This window comes from Flavobacterium taihuense (assembly GCF_019351435.1).
GTDB lineage: Bacteria > Bacteroidota > Bacteroidia > Flavobacteriales > Flavobacteriaceae > Flavobacterium > Flavobacterium taihuense.
Genome location: NZ_JAHWYN010000003.1, coordinates 131,852 through 152,308, shown reverse-complemented (window position 1 = coordinate 152,308; position 20,457 = coordinate 131,852). Strand labels below are relative to the sequence as shown.

Below are 20,457 nucleotides of genomic sequence, written 5' to 3'. Positions count from 1 at the left end.
CCCAGTTGAGTAAAGAAGGCTACTTATAGCAACGGTTAGTCGCCTTCATTACTCAACTGTGTCGGGCCATCCATGCTACTTCGGTAGCTTATTCCTGTCCCTCACCCGGCGAACTGCTAAATAAGTAATTCATCATTTCTTCCTCAAGAAATCACCAAAATACAGCAACCATTCCAAAAGAATTTCAAACAAAAAATGTATTTTTGTTACAATCTAAACAACCTTTCCGTTACCAAGGAAACTCACAATATACAAAGTTCAAACCAATGAAAATATTACTTTTAGGATCTGGTGAATTAGGAAAAGAATTTGTAATTGCGGCACAACGCATCGGACAAACCGTAATTGCTGTTGACAGCTATGAAAATGCACCTGCAATGCAGGTAGCTCATGGTTTTGAAGTGATCAATATGCTCGATGGAACTGCTTTAGACAATATTGTAGCCAAACACCAACCCGATTTCATCGTTCCCGAAATAGAAGCCATCAGAACCGAGCGTTTTTATGACTACGAAAAACACGGAATTACGGTAGTTCCATCTGCAAAAGCGGCTAACTTTACCATGAACCGAAAAGCCATTCGCGATTTGGCTGCCAAAGAACTAGGATTGCGTACTGCCAATTATCGCTACGCCACTTCAGCAGAAGAATTACGAAAAGGCGTTGAAGCTGTAGGAATGCCATGTGTAGTAAAACCGTTAATGTCTTCCTCCGGAAAAGGACAATCGACCATAAAAACTGCTGCCGATATTGACAAAGCATGGCAATATGCCGTAGAAGGTTCTCGAGGTGATGTAGTTGAAGTCATAGTCGAAGCTTTTGTCAAATTCAATTCGGAAATAACCTTATTGACTGTAGTCCAAAACAACAACCCCACCTTATTTTGCGCTCCAATCGGACACCGACAAGAACGTGGCGATTATCAAGAAAGCTGGCAGCCCGCAAAAGTATCCGACAAAGATCTATACGAAGCACAGGATATGGCCGAAAAAGTAACCGAAGCTTTGGGTGGTGCCGGATTATTTGGTGTTGAATTTTTCCTTGCCGATGACGGTGTTTATTTCTCTGAATTATCCCCAAGACCACATGACACCGGAATGGTTACTTTGGCAGGAACACAAAATTTTAATGAATTCGAATTGCATTTACGTGCTATCTTGAGCTTGCCTATTTTTGAAATTACTTTAGAAAAATCAGGTGCGAGCGCAGTAATTTTAGCATCAGAAAACTCGATAAGTCCTAGTTATTCAGGCATTAATACTATTGCTGCTTTACCCAAAACCGATTTCAGAATTTTCGGAAAACCTACCTCAAGACCCTTTCGCAGAATGGGAGTCGCTTTAGTCAACGACACTTTGGATACTCCAATTGAGGAAGTCGTAAAAAAAGCAAAAGAAGCTGCTCAACTAGTCACAGTACATCCTTAATCACTATTTAGAATCCCGAAAAGCTGTGGGTGTCATTGCTGCATGCTTCTTAAATAAACGTACAAAATAAGAATAGTCATCAAACCCTAATGCTGTTGCAATTTCGTTGACTGTTCTTTTTTTATCCATCAGCATTCTTTTTGCTTCCAGAACAATCCTGTCTGTAATAACCTGAGTGGTAGTTTTCTTTAATCTTTCATTACATATTCTATTCAAATGCTTCAGTGTAATATGGAGTTCAGACGCATAAAAAGAAGGGGCTTTTTCTATCCAGAAAAACTTCTCCAAAAGTGCATGAAAATCTTTGATTTTTACATTATAGGAATGCGTTTCCAGAACATGGGTTTCATTATACTTTCTGGCAATTTCAATATGAATACTGTCCAATAAGTTTATGATTTTATCTTGTTTCATAATTTTATTTCCTTGATATTCCCCAAGCATATCAAGGAAATAAGATTCAATCGCTTTTACTTCTTTAATATCAAAAACCATTTCAGGAGAATTCCCTAACGAAGAATAAAAGGAATAAGCATCTATTGTCTTTTGTCTAAAATACAGATTGTACATCTCCTGAGAATAAAACACCACAAAACCATCAATATCATCAGACAAAACCCAATGATGTATTTGTCCAGGCTGTAAAAAAAACATACTGCCAGGCTGAATGATAAAACTATCAAAATCGATATCATGTGTTCCTGAACCATGGGTAAAAAGAACCAGCACATACGAATTATGTCTATGTGACTCTTCTACAAAACTGTGATCAACTAAATGATTCTTGAAAGTATTAATATAGAAATCACTATTGACGTCATTGCAATTGAATCGCTGAATCGAATAAATGGGATACTTTTTCATACTTCCTAAATGTCTTTATTGTGCTATAATTAGCGAATATAGAAAATAGCTGTGACACGAATAAAAAATACCTTTGAAAAAAAATATAAAATGTCACACACACTTGTTCATATCCTAAATAACGATTGTCCACATTGCCTTCAAGGAAAAGTATTTAATGAGAAAAATATTTTTTTAAATGTTGGATTCCCAAAAATGAATCAATATTGCCCCCATTGTCAATTCAAATTCGAAAAAGAGCCAGGCTATTTCTTTGGTGCGATGTATGTAAATTATGGCTTAACTGTAGCACAAGGGATAGCAACTTATATAATTGCACAACAATTTTTTGAAGAGCGCTTCGACTTAAGAATCATTGCCATTATTGCCGTAGTCATAGTATCGATGGCTTCTTTTAACATTCGTCTTTCCAGATTATTATGGATTTACATGTTTAAAAACTATTCCATTTAGAATTAGAAACAAACTAAAAATTCTTAACTTAGGACTTTCAAATTTGTCCTAAAATGAAAAACATATTCGTATTTGCATTATTATTTGCAACACTAATATCAAGTGCTCAAGATAAAAAAAAGCTCATAAAATCTCAAATCGTTGAAGTTTCATGTGGTGAATGCCAATTTGGAATGAAAGGAAAAAGCTGTGATCTTGCCGTTCGCATCGATGGCAAAGCCTATTTTGTAGATGGAACCAAAATTGACGATCACGGGAATGCCCATGCCAAAGATGGTTTTTGTGAAACCATTAGAAAAGCAGAAGTTACTGGAGAAATAGTAAACAATCGTTTCAAAGTCACTTCCTTCACTTTACTTCCAGAGCAAAAATAAATGGCATTAATACTCCAAAATATCGAGCAACATGTTACGCTCACAGCACAAGAAAAAGAACTCTTCTTGTCCAAAACTGAAACACACCATTACAAAGCCAAAACGATCTTATTGAATAGTGGTGCAATTTGCAAACATTCTTATTTTGTAAATTCAGGCATTCTTCGCAGTTTCAATATTAATGATAATATCGTAGAACATGTATTGACTTTTGCCTGCGAAGGTTGGTGGATTGGTGATATGTACAGTCTGCTTTCGCAAAAGCCGGGCAACTTATTCATCGAAGTTTTAGAAGACGCAGAAGTAGTTTTGTTATCAAAAGAAAACCAGGAAATATTGTATCGCGAAATCCCAAAGCTTGAACGTTTCTTTAGAATACTTACCGAAAATTCATTGGTTGCAAACCAAGAACGCCTAATGGACAACCTCAGCCTCACCGCTGAAGAGCGTTTCGAGAAATTTTGCAAAAAATACCCCACTCTCATCCAGAAAGTCGCCCAAAAACAAATTGCATCCTATTTGGGCGTTACTCCTGAGTTTTTTAGTAAAATGAAAAGTAAAACACTAAGAAAGCAGTAGGCTGGCAGCAGATTGCAATCCAATCGTCCGTTAACCAAGTCTGAAAACTACCTTCTATTTTTTACATTCTGAAAACTGAAAACTTCTTTCTTAATCTAGATTAAGCGACAAACACATAAAACGATTGTAAATTTGTATAACAAAAATCACTAAATTTATACATCATGGCAACTACAGTTTTACACAAAGCAGACACAAGAGGACACGCAGATCACGGATGGTTAAATGCTTATCATAGCTTTAGCTTTGCTAGTTGGTACAATCCAGAAAGAGTTCAATTTGGAGCTTTACGCGTTTTGAACGATGACACTATAGCAGCAGGAATGGGTTTTGGCACACACCCACATGACAATATGGAAATCATTACGATTCCACTTGAAGGCGATTTGGCTCACAAAGACAGCATGGGAAATGAATCGACTATAAAAACTGGCGATGTCCAGGTAATGAGTGCCGGAACTGGAATCCAACACAGTGAATTCAATCCAAATGCAGATTTACGCACCAAACTTTTCCAAATTTGGTTGTTTCCAAAAACTAGAAATGTAGCACCACGTTATCAACAAATCACATTAGACACTACTGAACAAAAAAATAATTTTGCTCAAATACTATCACCAAATCCTGATGATGCCGGAGTTTGGATTCATCAAGATGCTTGGTTTTATTTAGCCGATTTTAGTGCCGAGTTTTCTAAAAAATATGAATTAAAAAAAGAAGGAAACGGTCTCTATGTTTTTGTAATATCTGGGACAATAACGGTTGACGATCAGGTATTGGAAACTCGTGACGGTTTAGGAATTACTGATTTCAAAACTTTAGACATTACAGCAATAACAGACGCAAAATTTCTGTTAATGGAAATTCCGATGGGATATTAATTAAAGATTCTGAGTTTCTAAGTCGTTAAGATAAAAAAAATCAAATACTTAGAAACTTAGTCTCTCAGAAACTTAGCAACTAAAAAACATGAGCGATACTGTAAACATAGAATTCAACGAGAAGAACGGTAATTTCAATATTACCGCCGAAGGCAGAAAAATAGCTTTGATGACTTTTGTATTTGCCGGCCCGAATAAAATCATCATCGATCATACCGAAGTATCCCCTGCATTCAACGGCAAAGGATTGGGTAAAAAATTAGTAGAAAAAGCGGTTGAAGTGGCAAGAGAAAAAAACTGGACCATTATCCCGTTATGTCCATTCGCTAAAAAAACCTTTGACAGAAACCCTCAATTCAATGACGTGTTATGATGGAAGATCTTTTTGAAAATGACATTCTTGGTCACATTGGCACTCAAAAGTACCTGTGCACCATTACTTGGAGAAACGGTCAATTCCTAATGGATGAACCAGAAAATGTTGGCGGAAAAGATTTAGGCATGGATCCTTTTTCTACTTTATTAGCTTCTTTGGCAGGTTGTACTCTTTCAACCTTGAGAATGTACATCGATCGAAAAGAATGGATCATTCCAGAAATAAATATTTCATTAAATTTATATCAAGAAACAATAGACGGCGAATTGGCAACCACCGTTAGAAGAAACATCTTCTTTTCGGAAGAAATAAGTACCGAACAAAAAGACCGATTATTAATCATTGCTGATAAATGTCCGATTTCAAAATTACTTAAAGGAAAAATAACCATTAACACCTCCCTTTAACCATGGATCCAAAAAACATCAAAAAAGAATACACCAATGGCGAAGTAACCATTGTATGGCAATCCGGAAAATGCATTCATTCCGGAAACTGCGTCCGCAATAATCCAGACGTTTTCAAACCGAAAGAACAACCGTGGATAACCCCTGAAAACTCAACAACAGAAAAAATCATTGACACTATAAACAAATGCCCATCGGGAGCGTTAAGTTTTTACAGGAACAAAAAAGATTAATCTTCATTCAATTTCCGAATCACTTTAGCAGGATTACCAACTGCTAAAGAGTTTTCGGGAATGTCTTTGGTTACAACTGATCCAGCACCAATAACACAACCGGCACCAATTGTCACTCCAGGACAAATCACGGAATTCCCTCCTATCCAACAATCATCACCAATGGAAACAGGTTTCGAACTTTCAACAGTTCTTCTTTCTATAGCATTTAGCGGGTGGGTAGCCGTGTAAATATGAACACCGGGCGCAAAGAAAACATTATTCCCAATTGTTACTTTCATCGTGTCCAAAACTACACAATTGACATTAAAATACACATTCTCTCCCGAATAAATATTGTACCCATAATCACAATGAAACGGAGGTTCAATATATAATCTTTTGTGAGAATTTGGTATTAACTCACGCAGAATGGCTCGTGATCGCCCATTCATCAAATATTCGGTGACATTCAATTTATGCAATAATTTTTTGGCTCTGGTACGCTCTTCGATAAGTTGTTTGTCATTGGCCAAATAAATTTCGCCCAAAAGCATTTTTTCTTTTTCGGTCATTTTTAATAATTCATTTTCAAATTGCAAATGTAATTGCGGTATCCAAATATCGATAATTATCTTGATTTTTATAGTTATTCATAATGAGTTGCGCCTTAAAAAAACAAAGCGTTGACTCTGCACCTTGATTGATATTGACATTTCGATCTTCAAGACCATCATAAGATGCTCCATTTACGGGATTATAAATGATCTGATTGAGATGATTATTTCCCAAAAACCATGAAAATGCGAGATTTAATTGGTTTCTATATTTGACGTTTTTTGTTACCTCATAAAACAAGTGCAAGGTAATAATTGTTGTAGCAACTTCAATAGGTTGTTCGCCATACGTATTTTTTTTTCTGCCTTTAACGAACCATCCTCTATTGGAGATTACACTAAATTCTCCTTTCATAAAATAATGTGATAAAAGAAAATCAAAAGTAATTAATGCGATTTTTTTGTATTTCAAATCTCCTGTGGCCATAAAACTAAAAAGCATGGCTTCTGGAAGCACATTGTTAGCATAGGTCATATAATCTTCATACCAACACCAATCCTCGTCGGAGTTGATGTGATAGTGATTCAATAATTTATCTGCAAGCTGTATTATATTATTTTTAATTTCCTCCTTTGGGTAAATCTGATAATAGTAATAAAGCCCTTTAAGTGTGTAAGCAATCGCTCTTGGAGAAGTAACCTCATTCACATGTACAACCGCTTTATCCCAAACTTTTTGTGCTTCGATCACTACTTCATACGGAAGATCTTTTTGATTACATAGGGTAAAACCTAAACTCCATAACGCTCTACCATTCGAATCCTCGAGGTTTACCTGTTCGTTTTGCTGTGTCAAATGAAGATCAAAATTTTTGTAATTATCAAACTTGCCGTCTTGTCGCTGAATTCCTTTGATAAAATTAAAATAAATAGCAGCCAGTTTCAAGGCTGTGGGATCTGAACTTATATTGTAATACATCACCATATCAATTAAAGCCCGGGCATTATCATCTAAGGTATAACCTGATGTCAAATCCGGTTGACTAAAATCTGAAAACTGAAGAATTCCATGATCTGTTGTCATCTCTTTGATGTGATCCAGCTTTATGGGTGGAAAATTGAATCTTAATTTCTCCTTACTTTCCGTTACTTCTGCAAATAGAAATCCGTATTTCAAAGCAATATTTTCCCATGTGGTCTCATGAGTCAAAGCATATCCATTACGTCCCATTTCTAATCTTCTCTGTTTATTTTCAACCAGTTCGAGTATGGCTTTTTGAAATTCTTCAGGTTTATGAAATCCCTCTAACAAAATCCCAACACCTGAATTCAACGCTTCGATGGCATGAGGTATAGGCGTCGAAATAATTGCACAACCACAGCTCATTGCATAAGCAAAAGTCCCGCTTACAGCCTGATTGGGGTCTTTGGAAGAAAACAAATAAATATCGGATAAAATCAAATAATTAAGCAGCTGTTTTAATTCCAAAAATTCATTAACAAAAAAAACATTGTTCTCAATATGGAGTTTTTTTGTTATTTCAATTAGATTCTCCCGGTATTTTTCCCCATCTTTTTTAAAGATCTCTGGATGAGTTTTACCAACTACCAAATAGATCACTTCAGGATGTATTTCTATAATATCCGGAAGAGCATATAAAACCCGCTCTATATTCTTATTTTCACTGATCAACCCAAAAGTTGACAATACAATTTTATTCGAAAAATTAAATTCTTTTTTTAAATTCTCTTTTTGATCCAAAAGCACCATGTGAGTACCATGCGGAATGACCATTAATTTTGACTCTCTGCAACCATAATCTTGAATTAAAATCTCTTGAGACTTTTTAGTCAATACTACAATTTTGTTAGACAAATCAATAATTGCCTGAACTACTTTTTTTAATTTTTCGTTAGGACTGGGGAGTACTGTATGAAAAACTGTTGCAATTGGTTTATTTATCGCTAATAAAAAAGAGAGCAGATAATTACCATAATCACCCCCAAAAAGACCAAATTCATGTTCAACACAAAGCATTCCAATATCATCACGACTATTAATCCTTTCGGCCAAGAGACGATATTCTTCAATAGCTGAAACGGTTAATGTATAATGCACCTCAGAGGCATATTTGAATTGATTCTCTTGCTTTTGTAAGGCACATATTTCTATTGGGAGTGAATCTCCAAAAACCAACTTAACCGAATTGACTATATCATTAGAAAACGTCGCCAATCCACATTCTCTTGGCGGATAAGAGCTCATTAATAATATTGTTTTGTTTTTCTTTGATTTCATCATTACTATCGTTTACTGTTTTTCAAGGCGTCCAGTAATTCAGCTAAATCAATTACCGCATACGTAGAGGAATAATCCGATACAGCATACGGTAGTATAAGACTTTTGTTATGAATTATGGAGCCACAGGAATACACCACATTAGGTACATATCCTTCTCTTTCATCTTCTAAAGGGGTAAGCAAAGGCTCTGCTAATCGCCCAATTTCCTTAGAAGGATCATCCAAATCAAATAAAGACGCTCCTACACAATACCGTCTCATTGCTCCTACTCCGTGGGTAATCACGAGCCAACCTTCTTCTGTCCATAAAGGTGATCCACAATTTCCAATTTGTGTATATTCCCACGGATATTCGGGGCGTTGAATAATTTGAGGATTTTTCCATTCGTTAGGACGTACCGAATACATGAGATAATTGTTGACCCCGTCAATTCTCCCCAGCATGGCATATTTGCCTTTAATTTTTTTAGGAAATAATGCCATTCCTTTACTTTGTGAGCCTTCACCATACAAAGGCATAATACGAAACGTATAAAAATCTTCGGTGGTAATTAATTTTGAAAGTATGGAATGCCCGTTATAAGCAGTATAAGTCCCCATTACACTTTCGGAACCATCATCATCCACAAAACGGACAAAACGAGCATCTTCAATCCCTCGACTTTCCGTATCGGAAATTGGAAATATTACTCGCTCGGATATATCCGAATCATGTTTGAATTGTACATCATAAAAAGAGTCCAATAACCAAATCACTTCTTCATATGCTTCTTTTTTTTCTTTACTTGTATTTGGATTTGCCAATTCTCCGGTTAAAACATTTTTCAATACCTCATAGTCAAACACTTCTGGAAAGTCGCACATTATGGAAGAATAAATATCCAATGTATGCATTTCGGCTAATTTGGACATAATCCGTTTTTTATTGTACATCATTTTATGCAAAACCTCTGCTTTTTCAATATCGTCTCCAATTCGCATCATCCTTAGATTGTTGTCTTTATCTATAATTCCTCTTCTAAATACGATAGACGAAACATGACCCTCACCTGTAGCCCGAAAGGAAATAACAACCCTCTTTTCGCCTTTTTCCAAACTTGATTGATCAAAGTCCTCAACCATTGAAGGATTAAAAAAAGCAGACGATTCAATGGAGTATTCCATAGTAAGATAAGAACCTATAAGAAGTTTACGCTCTTCTGTTAAATCAGCTTCGTTGATTTGCATTTCTGCGATTATAGGTTTAATATTGTTGAAATGACTATAAAATATTGCCGAAATATTCCGGTGCCTTCTTGCAAATCCTCTGTTTATTTGTTCTAAAGTATGATTAACATCATAATTACTCATCACCAATATCCGACCGATCAACTCTTTGGTTCGTTGTTCTCCACTATTAAAATATCTAGCAACAACTCTGCTAGAATCAGGCAAAAACTTTACATTTTTTCGTGTAACAGATACTTTCATAAAATTATTATTTAATTATGATACAAATAAGCAAACGACTTTTGGTTGTAGTAGGAAGGCATTTTAGTTATTATGCCTATATGTTATTCTAATGAAGTTCAACCTCATTGAATAAAATTGGGGACTTGTGTTTTTCTATTAATATTGGCCAAATAGTTGTGTTATTTAAGAATAGCCATATATCTAAAAAATTAAATCAAACACATTCAAATTTACAAATAAAAAACCACTTAAGTACATGATAATTATCATATTACAACCATTTTAAAAGCTTTAATCTTATAAAAAATAAAATAATCTCATTTAGCCCTGATGGAAGGGAAAATCCTTTTTGCCCCGTCTCGTCCTTAAAGACGAGACGGGGCAAAAAGATTGGAATGACAGCAGGACAACTGTTCTTGATAAGCAAAAAATTGCTGCTCCTAAAAAAAGTAGTATTTTTGCAGTCTGAAAAAAACTAAAATAGTACCCCGAATAATAGTGAGGGGTTAAACTTAAAAAACAACAGATGAAAGCATACGTATTTCCAGGTCAAGGCGCACAATTCACGGGAATGGGCAAAGACTTATATGAAAACTCTCCATTAGCAAAGGAATTATTCGAAAAAGCAAATGAAATTCTAGGTTTTCGCATTACCGACATTATGTTTGAAGGCACTGCAGAACAATTAAAAGAAACTAAAGTTACCCAACCCGCTGTTTTTTTACACTCAGTAATTTTAGCCAAAACCTTAGAGAATTTTAAACCAGAAATGGTAGCAGGACACTCTTTGGGTGAATTTTCGGCATTAGTAGCTAATGGCGCTTTATCTTTTGAAGACGGATTAAAATTAGTTTCACAACGTGCTTTGGCAATGCAAAAAGCATGCGAAATCACACCATCGACTATGGCTGCCGTTTTAGGATTGGCGGACAATATTGTAGAAGAAGTTTGCGCATCAATTGACGGTGTTGTAGTGGCCGCCAACTATAACTGTCCCGGACAATTGGTAATTTCGGGAGAAACTAGTGCGGTAGAAAAAGCTTGTGAAGCAATGAAAGCTGCTGGCGCCAAACGTGCCTTATTATTACCTGTTGGAGGAGCTTTTCACTCACCAATGATGGAACCTGCAAGAGAAGAACTGGCTGCTGCTATTGAAGCGACTACATTCTCTACTCCTATTTGCCCTGTGTATCAAAATGTAACAGCAACAGCGGTTTCTGATGCAAACGAGATCAAGAAAAACTTAATCATTCAATTGACAGCTCCAGTACGTTGGACGCAATCGGTACAACAAATGATTGCAGATGGCGCTACTTTATTTACCGAAGTAGGTCCAGGAAAAGTATTAGCCGGTTTGATTGGAAAAATTGATAAAGAAGCGGTTACGGCGAATGCATAAATTTTAGACTGCAGTTTTCAGGTGGTAGAAAACAGATTGCAGTCAGAAAAATAGATCACAAAAGAGAACCCCCATGAACTGATGTTTGTGGGGATTTTTGTTTTTGTCTTGTAGAGATGCACAAACTGTTCATCTCTACCGGCACCGCACAATAATACTTTAAAAACAAAAAATCCCAAATCATTATAAAAATGACTTGGGATTTTATATTCTTAAATCCAGTAACTATAATCTGCTTTCTGCCACCTGAAATCCGAAATCTAACCTCTAATCTTCTGCTCCCATTTCCAGGCGCCGGCCATGGCCTCATCTAAGGTTGATTGCGCTTTCCATCCTAATACATTATTAGCTTTGTCGGTATTAGCATAAGCTTCGGTAATATCACCTTCTCTGCGGGGAACGATTTTATAAGGAAGTTTTTTACCACTCACTTTTTCGAAACTGCGTATTACTTCCAGAACAGAACTTCCAGTTCCAGTTCCAAGATTAAATGTTTCTACCTTATCCAGATTCTTTTTGTTCAACAAACGTTGCAAAGCTATTACGTGGGCTTTCGCCAAATCGACTACGTGTATGTAATCACGAATACAGGTTCCATCAGGAGTAGGATAATCATCTCCAAAAACAGATAATACGTTGCGTAAACCTAAACCGGTTTGTGTTATAAAAGGCACTAAATTTTGAGGAATACCTAATGGTAATTCTCCTATTTCGGCAGAAGGATGCGACCCAATCGGATTGAAATAACGCAATAAAATAGCGTTGATTTTGGTTACTTTAGCTACATCAATAATAATTTCTTCTCCAATTTTCTTGGTATTCCCATAAGGAGACATCGGTTGCTGTACGGGTGCGTTCTCTGTGATTGGCATTTTTTCGGCTTGGCCATAAACCGTGCAAGACGAACTAAAAATAAAATTGGCTTCTGGCTTTTTCTCCAATTCCTGAAGAATATAAACCAATGCCCCTAAGTTGTTTTCATAATACAGCAACGGATTTTCGACACTCTCGCCTACTGCTTTGGAAGCAGCAAAATGGATAACACCATTAACATCATTGTGTTTTTTGAAAAATTCTTGTACACTTTTTTTCTCACGTAAATCCAAATTTTCGAATATTGGCATTTTCCCTGTAATCGCAACAATTCCTTTTAAAACATCTTCTGATGAATTGGAAAGATTATCAATAATCACAACTTCAAAACCTTCTTTTTGCAATTCGACTACAGTATGCGACCCAATAAAACCTAAACCTCCTGTTACTAGTATCTTCATGTTTGTTATTATAAAAAAGACGCTATAAATAGCGTCTTTATGGAAATTATTTTAAATATTCTAAAACACTGTCCGTTATAAATTTAATTTGATCATCATCAAGCTCTGTATGCATCGGTAATGAAATTACTTCTTTTACCAATTGATTCGTTACTGGAAAATCTTCCTCTTTGTAACGCACATCCAAATACGCTTTTTGCGAATGCAATGGAATCGGGTAATATATAGCACATGGAATTCCTTTGTCCAGTAAATGTTGCATTAACCCGTCTCTATTAGCCCCAATAATTCGCAATGTATATTGGTGAAAAACATGGCAATCACAATTATCGCAAATACTAGGAGCAACAATATTTTTGTGCCCTTCAAAAGCAGCAGTATATTTTCTAGCAGCTTTTTGTCTTGCTTTTCCATATTCATCTAAAAAAGGTAATTTAGCATTAAGCACAGCGGCTTGAATACTGTCCAAACGAGAATTCACGCCTACTACATCATGATGATAACGTTCGTACATTCCGTGATTTACGATACCGCGCAGTTTGTGTGCCAAAGCATCATCATTGGTAAAAATAGCGCCGCCATCACCATAACATCCTAAATTTTTTGACGGAAAAAAAGAAGTAGAAGATACATGACCTATTGTTCCCGCTTTCTTTTTAGTCCCATCCGAGAATTTACAATTCGCTCCGATAGCTTGCGCATTATCTTCAATTACATACAAATTATGTTCTTTTGCAATAGCCATAATAGCTTCCATATTTGCAGCTCGTCCAAATAAGTGAACCGGTACAATCGCTTTGGTTTTTGGTGTAATCGCTTTTTTGATAGCCTCAATAGAAATATTCATATTCACCATATCCACATCTACCAAGACAGGCGTTAATTGCAACAACGCAATCACTTCAACAGTAGCTGCAAAAGTAAAATCGGCTGTAATAACTTCGTCGCCAGGCTTTAAATCCAATCCCATCATGGCAATCTGCAAGGCATCTGTTCCGTTGGCACAAGGAATTACATGCTTAACATCTAAATATTCTTCTAATGATTTTTGAAATGCATGAACTTGAGGTCCATTAATATAAGCATTGGTATCCAAAACTTCCTGAATCGAAGCATTTACAGTTGCTGCGATTTTATCGTATTGACTTCTTAAGTCAACCATTTGTATTTTTTTCATGTAATCTTTTTTAGCATCCTATGCCTTTCACAGGAACAATTAATAGAAGTAAACTTGTCTCAAGATCAAATTTCACTGCAATTTAGCCCTCCAAACAAGCACAACAAAAATAGTTATTTAATGAGTTTAAACCAATCAAAATAACATAAAGAAAATGTATTTTTACAAAAAAAAATACCAATGCATTTTCTTTATAATTTAGCCATTTTATTTGCCCAATTTTCATTAAAAATCATAGCGTTTTTTAGCCCAAAGATGAAACTTTTTGTTGACGGCAGAAAAGATGTTTTCACAATTTTGAAAAATAAAATATCACCAAAAGATCAAACCATCTGGTTCCATGCTGCTTCTCTAGGTGAGTATGAGCAAGGATTACCTGTAATAGAAAAAATCAAAGTCACCTATCCAACTCATAAAATTATAGTAACCTTTTTTTCTCCTTCTGGTTATGAAGTTAGAAAAAACAATACTGTAGCCGACATAACCGTTTATCTGCCTTTGGACACACCAAAAAATGCCAAACTGTTTTTAAAACTAGTACATCCAGACCTCGCTTTCTTTATTAAATATGAATTTTGGATAAATTATCTGGATCAACTACATAAACAAAACATTCCTACTTATTTGATTTCGGGAATTTTCAGGAAAAAACAATTGTTCTTTAAATGGTATGGCAGATTTTATAGAAAAGCACTAGACACCTTTACTTATTTTTTTGTTCAAAATGAGAACTCAAGAAAACTAATCATAGAGCTAGGAAAAACCAACGTTAGTGTTTCCGGCGACACCCGTTTCGACAGAGTGGCTACCATCTTAGAGAAAGACAACACTCTGGACTTTATAGCCCAGTTTAAAGACAATAAAACAACAATCGTGATAGGAAGTTCGTGGCCAAAAGACGAAGCATTACTTGTTGAGTACATCAATTCTTGCGCACTCGATGTAAAATTCATTATTGCTCCACACAATATAAAACCAGAACAAATTCAGCAATTACAAAGTAGCATTAACAAACAAATAGTATTGTTTTCAGAAAAAGAAAACAAAGATTTATCGCAATACGAAGTCTTCATCATAGACACCATTGGCTTATTAACCAAAATTTACAGCTATGCCGATATCGCATATGTAGGTGGCGGCTTTGGAAACCCTGGAGTACACAACCTACTAGAACCGGCAACTTTCGGCATCCCTATAATAATTGGTCCCAATTACACCCATTTTGATGAAGCAATCAATCTGGTCAATATTGAAGGTTGCCTTTCCATAAACAACACAACAGAACTTCAACAAGCATTTTCTAAATTGATACAAGATCCTGACATAAGACAAAAAACAGGAGAAATTTGCTATAGTTTTGTACAAAAAAACAAAGGAGCCACAAATAATATTTTAGCGCAAATAACTCACAAAAGAGATTAAAAACAAATAAGCCAATTCTATTTAAACCCTTCTAAAAAACAAACACAATAGTATATAAAATATCAGAATATTTTAACAACAGTAAGTATTTACGTATTTTATATTTCATAAAAGAAAAAGCTAATCACCTGATTGAAAATTATTTTTAAAAAATAAATGAAAAAATATTTTACGTATTAAAAATTTTATATCTTTGCCACGAATTAATAATTAACCTTTATATTAAATTAAGATGAAAAAAGTATTTTTAAGTTTAGCTGTTGTTGCTGTATTAACTGTTGTATCTTGTAAAAAAGCTGACGCACCTGCTGAAGAAACTGTAGCTGTAGATTCTACTGCTGTTGTTGCTGATACTGCTGCTGTTGTTGCTGATACTGCTGCTGTAGCTGTTGATTCTGCTGCTGCTGCTCCTGCTGCTGCTCCAGCTAAGTAATTTCAAATTACACTAGAAAAAAATAAGCTGCATTTTATGCAGCTTTTTTTATGAATTTATTTTTTATCAAATAAATTCATAAAAAAAGACCATTTCGAAAAATTTCGAAATGGTCTTTTTTTATACAAAGATTTAATCTAAAAAAATCAAATCATTATCCGAAAAATCCAAAATCTCGGATACTGACGCATATTTCACAATTTCATCAATCCCCTTCTGAACCCTCAACTCAGTAGTGTATTTTCTGCTTATCGCAAACGGAGCTCCATCCAAAAAAAGTTTAAAAAAATACTTACCTCCTGCCGATTTGCATTTATCAAATTTAGCCAGATCCACATTAGTTTTAAAATACTCAATACCCGCTTCACATTCAAACTTTAACTCATAACTCAAGCTTGTGAAAATTACTTTCCCTTTTCTCGAGGTAAAAACAAACTTGTACTGATCATCGAATCTTTTACTTATTACAAAAGCACCCATTTTAGATTGTAGATTTAAGAAGTTAGATTATAGATTTTAAACTTAAAAAAAATCCGACATGATATTCCATAAATAAAAAAAGCCTCAAACATAGTTTGAAGCTTTCTTGTACTCAGAGCGGGACTTGAACCCGCACGAACATTGCTGTTCACTGGATTTTAAGTCCAGCGTGTCTACCAATTTCACCATCCGAGCATTATGTGGTGTTAGAGCGAAAAACGGGGCTCGAACCCGCGACCTCGACCTTGGCAAGGTCGCGCTCTACCAACTGAGCTATTTTCGCATTTCAATTCTAAAAAGAACCGCAATTCTCATTTCGTATTAACTCACCTAACTTTAGTTGTCAGAGGAGTTCGTTGAACTTGTTTGCGGTTGCAAATTTAGAATATTTATTCAATTACGCAAGGCTTTTTTTGAAAAAAAATCGATATAAAATTTAACGTTCTGACAACGAAAACTTTAAATCTATAAAAATCATTTCCTTGATAACATTCTTTTAATCTCGTTGAGTTTCATCAATGCTTCTACAGGCGTAATGGCGTTTATATCCAAATTAATAATCTCTTCTTTAATTTCTTCCAACAAAGGATCGTCCAGATTAAAGAAGCTCATTTGCATTTCTTCCTTGGCGGACTTAATCCCAGTCAACACATCGCTCGAATGGTTTTTCTCTAATTTCTTCAACATTTTTTGCGCTCTCGAAATAACGAGCTGAGGCATTCCTGCCATTTTGGCTACATGAATACCAAAACTATGCGCACTTCCTCCTTTTACTAATTTTCGAATAAAAAGCACCGTATCTTTTAATTCTTTAACAGAAACATTGTAGTTCTGAATTCGAGGCATTGTCTCGCTCATCTCATTCAATTCATGGTAATGCGTTGCAAATAATGTTTTAGGTTTTGATGGATGTTCATGCAAAAACTCGGCAATAGCCCAAGCAATGGAAATCCCATCATAAGTACTCGTCCCTCTCCCAATTTCATCAAGTAAAACCAAACTTCGTTCGGATATATTATTCAAAATAGAAGCTGTTTCGTTCATTTCGACCATAAAAGTAGACTCTCCCATCGAAATATTATCCGAAGCTCCGACCCTTGTAAATATCTTATCCACAATTCCCATTCGAACACTTTCGGCAGGCACAAAACTTCCCATTTGAGCCAGCAAAACGATCAAAGCGGTTTGCCGTAATATTGCCGATTTACCCGACATATTAGGTCCTGTAATCATAATTAATTGTTGTGTTTCTCGATCCAAGAAAACATCATTGGTAATATATGGAACACCAACCGGCAATTGCTTTTCTATTACGGGATGTCTTCCATCTTTAATTTCTAACTCGAATGTTTCGTCAATCTCTGGACAAACGTATTTATTTTCAATAGCCAATTGTGTGAAACAGCACAAACAATCCAATTGTGCCACCAAATTAGCATTCATCTGAACAGGTTTGATGTACGTAGCCACCCAACTCACTAATTGTTCAAATAAATCGTTCTCAATCTTCTGAATTTTCTCTTCTGCACCTAGAATCTTAGTTTCATATTCTTTTAGTTCTTCAGTAATATAGCGCTCTGCACTAACTAATGTCTGCTTTCTAATCCATTCTGCAGGAACTTTATCTTTATGAGTATTTCTAACTTCGATGTAATATCCAAAAACATTATTAAACGATATTTTCAAAGAAGAAATACCTGTGCGTTCTGATTCTCTTTTTTCAATCCCTTCCAAAAACTGCTTCCCCGAAGTAGAGATCGCACGCAAATCATCCAGCTCCTCGTTAATTCCTTTGGCGATAGCATTCCCTTTAGCTACAGCCACCGGAGCATCTTGATTTAAAGTGGTTTTTATCTTTTCACGTAATAAATCACAACTATGCAAACTGTCACCAATTACTTTGACTGCTTCCTGCGGACTCTCTAATGCTAAAGTTTTAATCGGAATTATGGCATCTAGAGACTCTTTCAAATACACCACTTCACGTGGCGAAACTTTACCAGCAGCAATTTTCGAAATCAAACGTTCTAAATCCGAAATTTGCTTGATTTGATTTTGAATGTTTTTTAAATTGTCTTGATTTTCCTTTAAATAAGAGACCACTTGATGACGGCTTTTTATTTTGTTACTATCCTTTAATGGCAAAGCTAACCAGCGTTTCAACAAACGACCACCCATTGGCGAAAGCGTTTTATCAATCACATCTAGCAACGTAACAGCATTTGGATTGTAACTATGATAAAGTTCGAGGTTTCTTATAGTAAATCGATCCATCCAAACATAAGCATCCTCAGCAATTCGATGAATAGCAGTAATATGCTGTACTCGGTTATGCTGTGTTTCGGATAAATAATAAAGAATAGCACCCGAAGCGATAATTCCCTCCCTTAACTCCTCAATTCCAAATCCCTTTAAAGAAGTGGTTTGAAAATGTTTGGTTAATATTTCGAGAGCATAATCCTCCTTAAAGACCCAATCTTCCAAGTAGAAGTTATGAAAATCCTCCCCGAAAATTTCACGAAACTCCCTTTTATTATTTTTAGGAACCAGAACCTCGCTCGGATTGAAGTTTTGAAGCAGTTTATCAATGTATTCAGCATTTCCTTGAGCAGTAAGAAATTCACCCGTAGAAACATCCAAAAAGGAGACTCCAATTGATTTATTGGCAAAATAAACCGCAGCAAGAAAGTTATTGGTTTTGGATTGCAAAACTTCATCATTCATAGAAACTCCCGGTGTTACAAGCTCTGTAACCCCACGTTTTACGATGGTTTTGGTCATTTTAGGATCTTCCAATTGATCACAAATCGCCACTCGAAGTCCAGCTTTTACCAATTTTGGCAAATAGGTATTGATAGAATGATGTGGAAAACCAGCAAGTGCAGTCTCGGTCTCAGAGCCCGCGCCTCTTTTGGTTAATGTAATCCCAAGAATTTTTGAAGCCCGAACGGCATCTTCTCCAAAAGTTTCATAAAAATCCCCAACACGAAACAACAAGCAAGCATCAGGATATTTCCTTTTGATTTCGTTGTATTGTTTCATTAATGGAGTCTCTTTAACTATCTTATCTTTTGCTGCCAAAATTATCGTATTTGAATGAATAAAAAACTCAGCGAATTTATAATTTTATACTGCAAAAAACTAAGGCCCCAAAAAATTAAATTACTTTTAAGAAAATTTTACAATACAATTTTGTTTATTTGTATAAATTTGTGAAACAATTCAAAAAATACTATGAAAAAAATATTTCTATTAGCTATGCTAACTGTTTTAGGGGTAACAACTTCTAACGCTCAAGATACTTCAAAAAAGAGCAAAAAAGCGAAAACAACTGCAGTTGCCGCATTACCAAAAGTAGATGGTGCAGGAATGGTTTTTGAAAATGAAACAATTGATTATGGAACTGTAGCTCACAATGCAGATGGTAACCGTCAGTTTGTGTTCACTAACAATGGTAATAAACCATTGATTATCACAAACACGCAAGGATCTTGTGGATGTACTGTACCTACTACACCAAAAGAACCAATTGCGCCAGGAGCAAAAGGAGTTATTGGAGTGAAATACGCTACCGACAGAGTTGGTCCATTTACAAAAACAGTTACTGTAACTTCAAATGCTGAAGGACAACCTACAAAAACACTTACTATAAAAGGGACTGTTTTACCAGACGCTGCGCCTGCAGCAACAAAAAGCTAACATTACTTTTTTATACAATAAAAAAAGGCTTCCTAATTTAAGGAAGCTTTTTTTATAAAACACAATCAAAACTATGAGAAAACTAGAGAACAGTGAACTGGAAAGAAAATCCATTGCAGATTTTAAGAAATCTGAGAAAACACCTTTGATTTTAGTTCTAGATGACATTCGCAGTTTGCATAATATAGGATCTGTTTTTAGAACAGCCGACGCATTTTTAATCGAAAAAATAATATTGTGTGGCATCACGGCCACACCTCCAAATAAGGAAATCCACAAAACTGCTCTTGGCGCAACCGAAACGGTAACTTGGGAACACCATGAAAATGTATTAGATGTTATCACAAATTTAAAAAAAGAAAACATCACTACTCTCGCAATAGAGCAAGCAGAAAGTTCTATTTTCCTTCAAGATTTTAAAGTTGATACCGCTGAAAAATACGCTTTAATCTTTGGAAATGAAGTCTACGGTGTAGCTCAGGAAGCTGTAACCTTATGTGATGGTTGTATTGAGATTCCCCAGTTAGGAACTAAACATTCACTGAATATTTCGGTAAGTGCTGGAATTGTTGTTTGGGATTTATTCAAACAATTTAACAATTAAAAGTTAATTTGTAATTAATTATTATTTTCCTCTAATAAACTCCTAGACAAACTTTTGCGTTTTGATTTAAAAGCTTATTTTTATAG

21 protein-coding genes and 2 tRNA genes are annotated in these 20,457 nt (G+C 35.4%); 13 read left to right on the top strand and 10 right to left on the bottom strand.

The window, feature by feature from the left end:
• Positions 1-266: 266 nt before the first annotated feature.
• On the top strand, positions 267-1,427 hold the full coding sequence (gene purT / locus KZH69_RS04100; protein ID WP_219316191.1) for a formate-dependent phosphoribosylglycinamide formyltransferase: 1,161 nt from the start codon (positions 267-269) through the stop codon (positions 1,425-1,427).
• Between the two features lie 3 nt (positions 1,428-1,430).
• Here the strand turns inward: purT and KZH69_RS04095 are convergent, their stop codons facing one another.
• Positions 1,431-2,291 (bottom strand): helix-turn-helix domain-containing protein, encoded by an 861-nt coding sequence (locus KZH69_RS04095; protein WP_219316190.1) that lies wholly within the window; start codon positions 2,289-2,291, stop codon positions 1,431-1,433.
• A 90-nt stretch (positions 2,292-2,381) separates the two neighbouring features.
• On the opposite strand from KZH69_RS04095, the gene KZH69_RS04090 reads away from it, so the two are divergent.
• The 7 genes from KZH69_RS04090 to KZH69_RS04060 all read left to right on the top strand — a co-directional run bounded on the left by KZH69_RS04090 (position 2,382) and on the right by KZH69_RS04060 (position 5,594).
• Complete coding sequence (locus KZH69_RS04090) at positions 2,382-2,744, top strand: DUF983 domain-containing protein (protein ID WP_219316189.1); 363 nt, start codon at positions 2,382-2,384, stop codon at positions 2,742-2,744.
• A gap of 53 nt (positions 2,745-2,797) precedes the next feature.
• Complete coding sequence (locus tag KZH69_RS04085; protein WP_219316188.1) at positions 2,798-3,118, top strand: DUF6370 family protein; 321 nt, start codon at positions 2,798-2,800, stop codon at positions 3,116-3,118.
• Entirely contained in the window at positions 3,119-3,697 is a 579-nt protein-coding gene (locus KZH69_RS04080) for a Crp/Fnr family transcriptional regulator (protein WP_219316187.1), read from the top strand.
• Between the two features lie 164 nt (positions 3,698-3,861).
• On the top strand, positions 3,862-4,578 hold the full coding sequence (locus KZH69_RS04075) for a pirin family protein (protein WP_219316186.1): 717 nt from the start codon (positions 3,862-3,864) through the stop codon (positions 4,576-4,578).
• Between the two features lie 88 nt (positions 4,579-4,666).
• The gene (locus KZH69_RS04070; protein ID WP_219316185.1) at positions 4,667-4,951 is read left to right on the top strand and encodes a GNAT family N-acetyltransferase; all 285 of its coding nucleotides are present in this window, start codon (positions 4,667-4,669) and stop codon (positions 4,949-4,951) included.
• Positions 4,948-5,361 carry an OsmC family protein gene (locus KZH69_RS04065; RefSeq protein WP_219316184.1) on the top strand — a complete coding sequence of 138 codons (414 nt, stop codon included), beginning with the start codon at positions 4,948-4,950 and terminating at the stop codon, positions 5,359-5,361. Before KZH69_RS04070 ends, KZH69_RS04065 begins: the two co-directional genes overlap by 4 nt.
• 2 nt (positions 5,362-5,363) lie before the next feature.
• A complete protein-coding gene (locus KZH69_RS04060; protein WP_219316183.1) occupies positions 5,364-5,594 on the top strand; it encodes a (4Fe-4S)-binding protein in 231 nt (76 codons plus the stop codon).
• Here the strand turns inward: KZH69_RS04060 and KZH69_RS04055 are convergent.
• From KZH69_RS04055 to KZH69_RS04045, 3 genes are read right to left on the bottom strand one after another with little or no spacing between them, the layout of a single operon-like run.
• The gene (locus KZH69_RS04055; RefSeq protein ID WP_219316182.1) at positions 5,591-6,148 is read right to left on the bottom strand and encodes a sugar O-acetyltransferase; all 558 of its coding nucleotides are present in this window, start codon (positions 6,146-6,148) and stop codon (positions 5,591-5,593) included. The two genes, KZH69_RS04060 and KZH69_RS04055, sit on opposite strands and share 4 nt — an antisense overlap.
• Positions 6,149-6,164: 16 nt before the next feature.
• The gene (locus KZH69_RS04050; protein WP_255557634.1) at positions 6,165-8,396 is read right to left on the bottom strand and encodes a glycosyltransferase; all 2,232 of its coding nucleotides are present in this window, start codon (positions 8,394-8,396) and stop codon (positions 6,165-6,167) included.
• A gap of 38 nt (positions 8,397-8,434) precedes the next feature.
• Complete coding sequence (locus KZH69_RS04045) at positions 8,435-9,901, bottom strand: glycoside hydrolase family 130 protein (RefSeq protein ID WP_219316180.1); 1,467 nt, start codon at positions 9,899-9,901, stop codon at positions 8,435-8,437.
• A gap of 508 nt (positions 9,902-10,409) precedes the next feature.
• Between KZH69_RS04045 and fabD the strand changes: the two genes are divergently transcribed.
• Entirely contained in the window at positions 10,410-11,282 is an 873-nt protein-coding gene (gene fabD / locus KZH69_RS04040) for an ACP S-malonyltransferase (RefSeq protein ID WP_219316179.1), read from the top strand.
• A 260-nt stretch (positions 11,283-11,542) separates the two neighbouring features.
• Here the strand turns inward: fabD and galE are convergent, their stop codons facing one another.
• Positions 11,543-12,556: a UDP-glucose 4-epimerase GalE gene (gene galE, locus KZH69_RS04035; RefSeq protein ID WP_219316178.1), complete on the bottom strand. Its 1,014-nt coding sequence runs from the start codon at positions 12,554-12,556 to the stop codon at positions 11,543-11,545.
• A gap of 46 nt (positions 12,557-12,602) precedes the next feature.
• Entirely contained in the window at positions 12,603-13,733 is a 1,131-nt protein-coding gene (locus KZH69_RS04030) for a DegT/DnrJ/EryC1/StrS family aminotransferase (protein ID WP_219316177.1), read from the bottom strand.
• Between the two features lie 180 nt (positions 13,734-13,913).
• On the opposite strand from KZH69_RS04030, the gene KZH69_RS04025 reads away from it, so the two are divergent.
• Together KZH69_RS04025 and KZH69_RS04020 are read left to right on the top strand one after the other, a co-directional pair.
• Positions 13,914-15,155, top strand: coding sequence for a 3-deoxy-D-manno-octulosonic acid transferase (locus KZH69_RS04025; protein ID WP_219316176.1), 1,242 nt, complete (start codon positions 13,914-13,916; stop codon positions 15,153-15,155).
• A 232-nt stretch (positions 15,156-15,387) separates the two neighbouring features.
• On the top strand, positions 15,388-15,588 hold the full coding sequence (locus tag KZH69_RS04020) for a hypothetical protein (protein WP_219316175.1): 201 nt from the start codon (positions 15,388-15,390) through the stop codon (positions 15,586-15,588).
• A 132-nt stretch (positions 15,589-15,720) separates the two neighbouring features.
• Here the strand turns inward: KZH69_RS04020 and KZH69_RS04015 are convergent, their stop codons facing one another.
• The 4 genes from KZH69_RS04015 to mutS form a co-directional block, all read right to left on the bottom strand.
• Positions 15,721-16,068: a YegP family protein gene (locus KZH69_RS04015; protein WP_219316174.1), complete on the bottom strand. Its 348-nt coding sequence runs from the start codon at positions 16,066-16,068 to the stop codon at positions 15,721-15,723.
• Between the two features lie 109 nt (positions 16,069-16,177).
• A tRNA-Leu gene (locus tag KZH69_RS04010) sits at positions 16,178-16,263 on the bottom strand.
• A 15-nt stretch (positions 16,264-16,278) separates the two neighbouring features.
• A tRNA-Gly gene (locus KZH69_RS04005) sits at positions 16,279-16,351 on the bottom strand.
• Between the two features lie 191 nt (positions 16,352-16,542).
• A complete protein-coding gene (mutS, locus tag KZH69_RS04000; RefSeq protein WP_219316173.1) occupies positions 16,543-19,149 on the bottom strand; it encodes a DNA mismatch repair protein MutS in 2,607 nt (868 codons plus the stop codon).
• A gap of 153 nt (positions 19,150-19,302) precedes the next feature.
• On the opposite strand from mutS, the gene KZH69_RS03995 reads away from it, so the two are divergent.
• Positions 19,303-19,767: a DUF1573 domain-containing protein gene (locus tag KZH69_RS03995; RefSeq protein ID WP_219316172.1), complete on the top strand. Its 465-nt coding sequence runs from the start codon at positions 19,303-19,305 to the stop codon at positions 19,765-19,767.
• A gap of 73 nt (positions 19,768-19,840) precedes the next feature.
• Positions 19,841-20,371 carry an RNA methyltransferase gene (locus KZH69_RS03990; RefSeq protein WP_219316171.1) on the top strand — a complete coding sequence of 177 codons (531 nt, stop codon included), beginning with the start codon at positions 19,841-19,843 and terminating at the stop codon, positions 20,369-20,371.
• Positions 20,372-20,457 lie beyond the last annotated feature (86 nt).

Excerpts from the sequence above, each read along its gene's own strand:
- purT (WP_219316191.1), top strand. The coding sequence starts at position 267 with ATGAAAATATTACTTTTAGGATCTGGTGAATTAGGAAAAGAATTTGTA.
- KZH69_RS04095 (WP_219316190.1), bottom strand. The coding sequence starts at position 2,291 with ATGAAAAAGTATCCCATTTATTCGATTCAGCGATTCAATTGCAATGAC.
- KZH69_RS04090 (WP_219316189.1), top strand. The coding sequence starts at position 2,382 with ATGTCACACACACTTGTTCATATCCTAAATAACGATTGTCCACATTGC.
- KZH69_RS04085 (WP_219316188.1), top strand. The coding sequence starts at position 2,798 with ATGAAAAACATATTCGTATTTGCATTATTATTTGCAACACTAATATCA.
- KZH69_RS04080 (WP_219316187.1), top strand. The coding sequence starts at position 3,119 with ATGGCATTAATACTCCAAAATATCGAGCAACATGTTACGCTCACAGCA.
- KZH69_RS04075 (WP_219316186.1), top strand. The coding sequence starts at position 3,862 with ATGGCAACTACAGTTTTACACAAAGCAGACACAAGAGGACACGCAGAT.
- KZH69_RS04070 (WP_219316185.1), top strand. The coding sequence starts at position 4,667 with ATGAGCGATACTGTAAACATAGAATTCAACGAGAAGAACGGTAATTTC.
- KZH69_RS04065 (WP_219316184.1), top strand. The coding sequence starts at position 4,948 with ATGATGGAAGATCTTTTTGAAAATGACATTCTTGGTCACATTGGCACT.
- KZH69_RS04060 (WP_219316183.1), top strand. The coding sequence starts at position 5,364 with ATGGATCCAAAAAACATCAAAAAAGAATACACCAATGGCGAAGTAACC.
- KZH69_RS04055 (WP_219316182.1), bottom strand. The coding sequence starts at position 6,148 with ATGACCGAAAAAGAAAAAATGCTTTTGGGCGAAATTTATTTGGCCAAT.
- KZH69_RS04050 (WP_255557634.1), bottom strand. The coding sequence starts at position 8,396 with ATGAGCTCTTATCCGCCAAGAGAATGTGGATTGGCGACGTTTTCTAAT.
- KZH69_RS04045 (WP_219316180.1), bottom strand. The coding sequence starts at position 9,901 with ATGAAAGTATCTGTTACACGAAAAAATGTAAAGTTTTTGCCTGATTCT.
- fabD (WP_219316179.1), top strand. The coding sequence starts at position 10,410 with ATGAAAGCATACGTATTTCCAGGTCAAGGCGCACAATTCACGGGAATG.
- galE (WP_219316178.1), bottom strand. The coding sequence starts at position 12,556 with ATGAAGATACTAGTAACAGGAGGTTTAGGTTTTATTGGGTCGCATACT.
- KZH69_RS04030 (WP_219316177.1), bottom strand. The coding sequence starts at position 13,733 with ATGAAAAAAATACAAATGGTTGACTTAAGAAGTCAATACGATAAAATC.
- KZH69_RS04025 (WP_219316176.1), top strand. The coding sequence starts at position 13,914 with ATGCATTTTCTTTATAATTTAGCCATTTTATTTGCCCAATTTTCATTA.
- KZH69_RS04020 (WP_219316175.1), top strand. The coding sequence starts at position 15,388 with ATGAAAAAAGTATTTTTAAGTTTAGCTGTTGTTGCTGTATTAACTGTT.
- KZH69_RS04015 (WP_219316174.1), bottom strand. The coding sequence starts at position 16,068 with ATGGGTGCTTTTGTAATAAGTAAAAGATTCGATGATCAGTACAAGTTT.
- KZH69_RS03995 (WP_219316172.1), top strand. The coding sequence starts at position 19,303 with ATGAAAAAAATATTTCTATTAGCTATGCTAACTGTTTTAGGGGTAACA.
- KZH69_RS03990 (WP_219316171.1), top strand. The coding sequence starts at position 19,841 with ATGAGAAAACTAGAGAACAGTGAACTGGAAAGAAAATCCATTGCAGAT.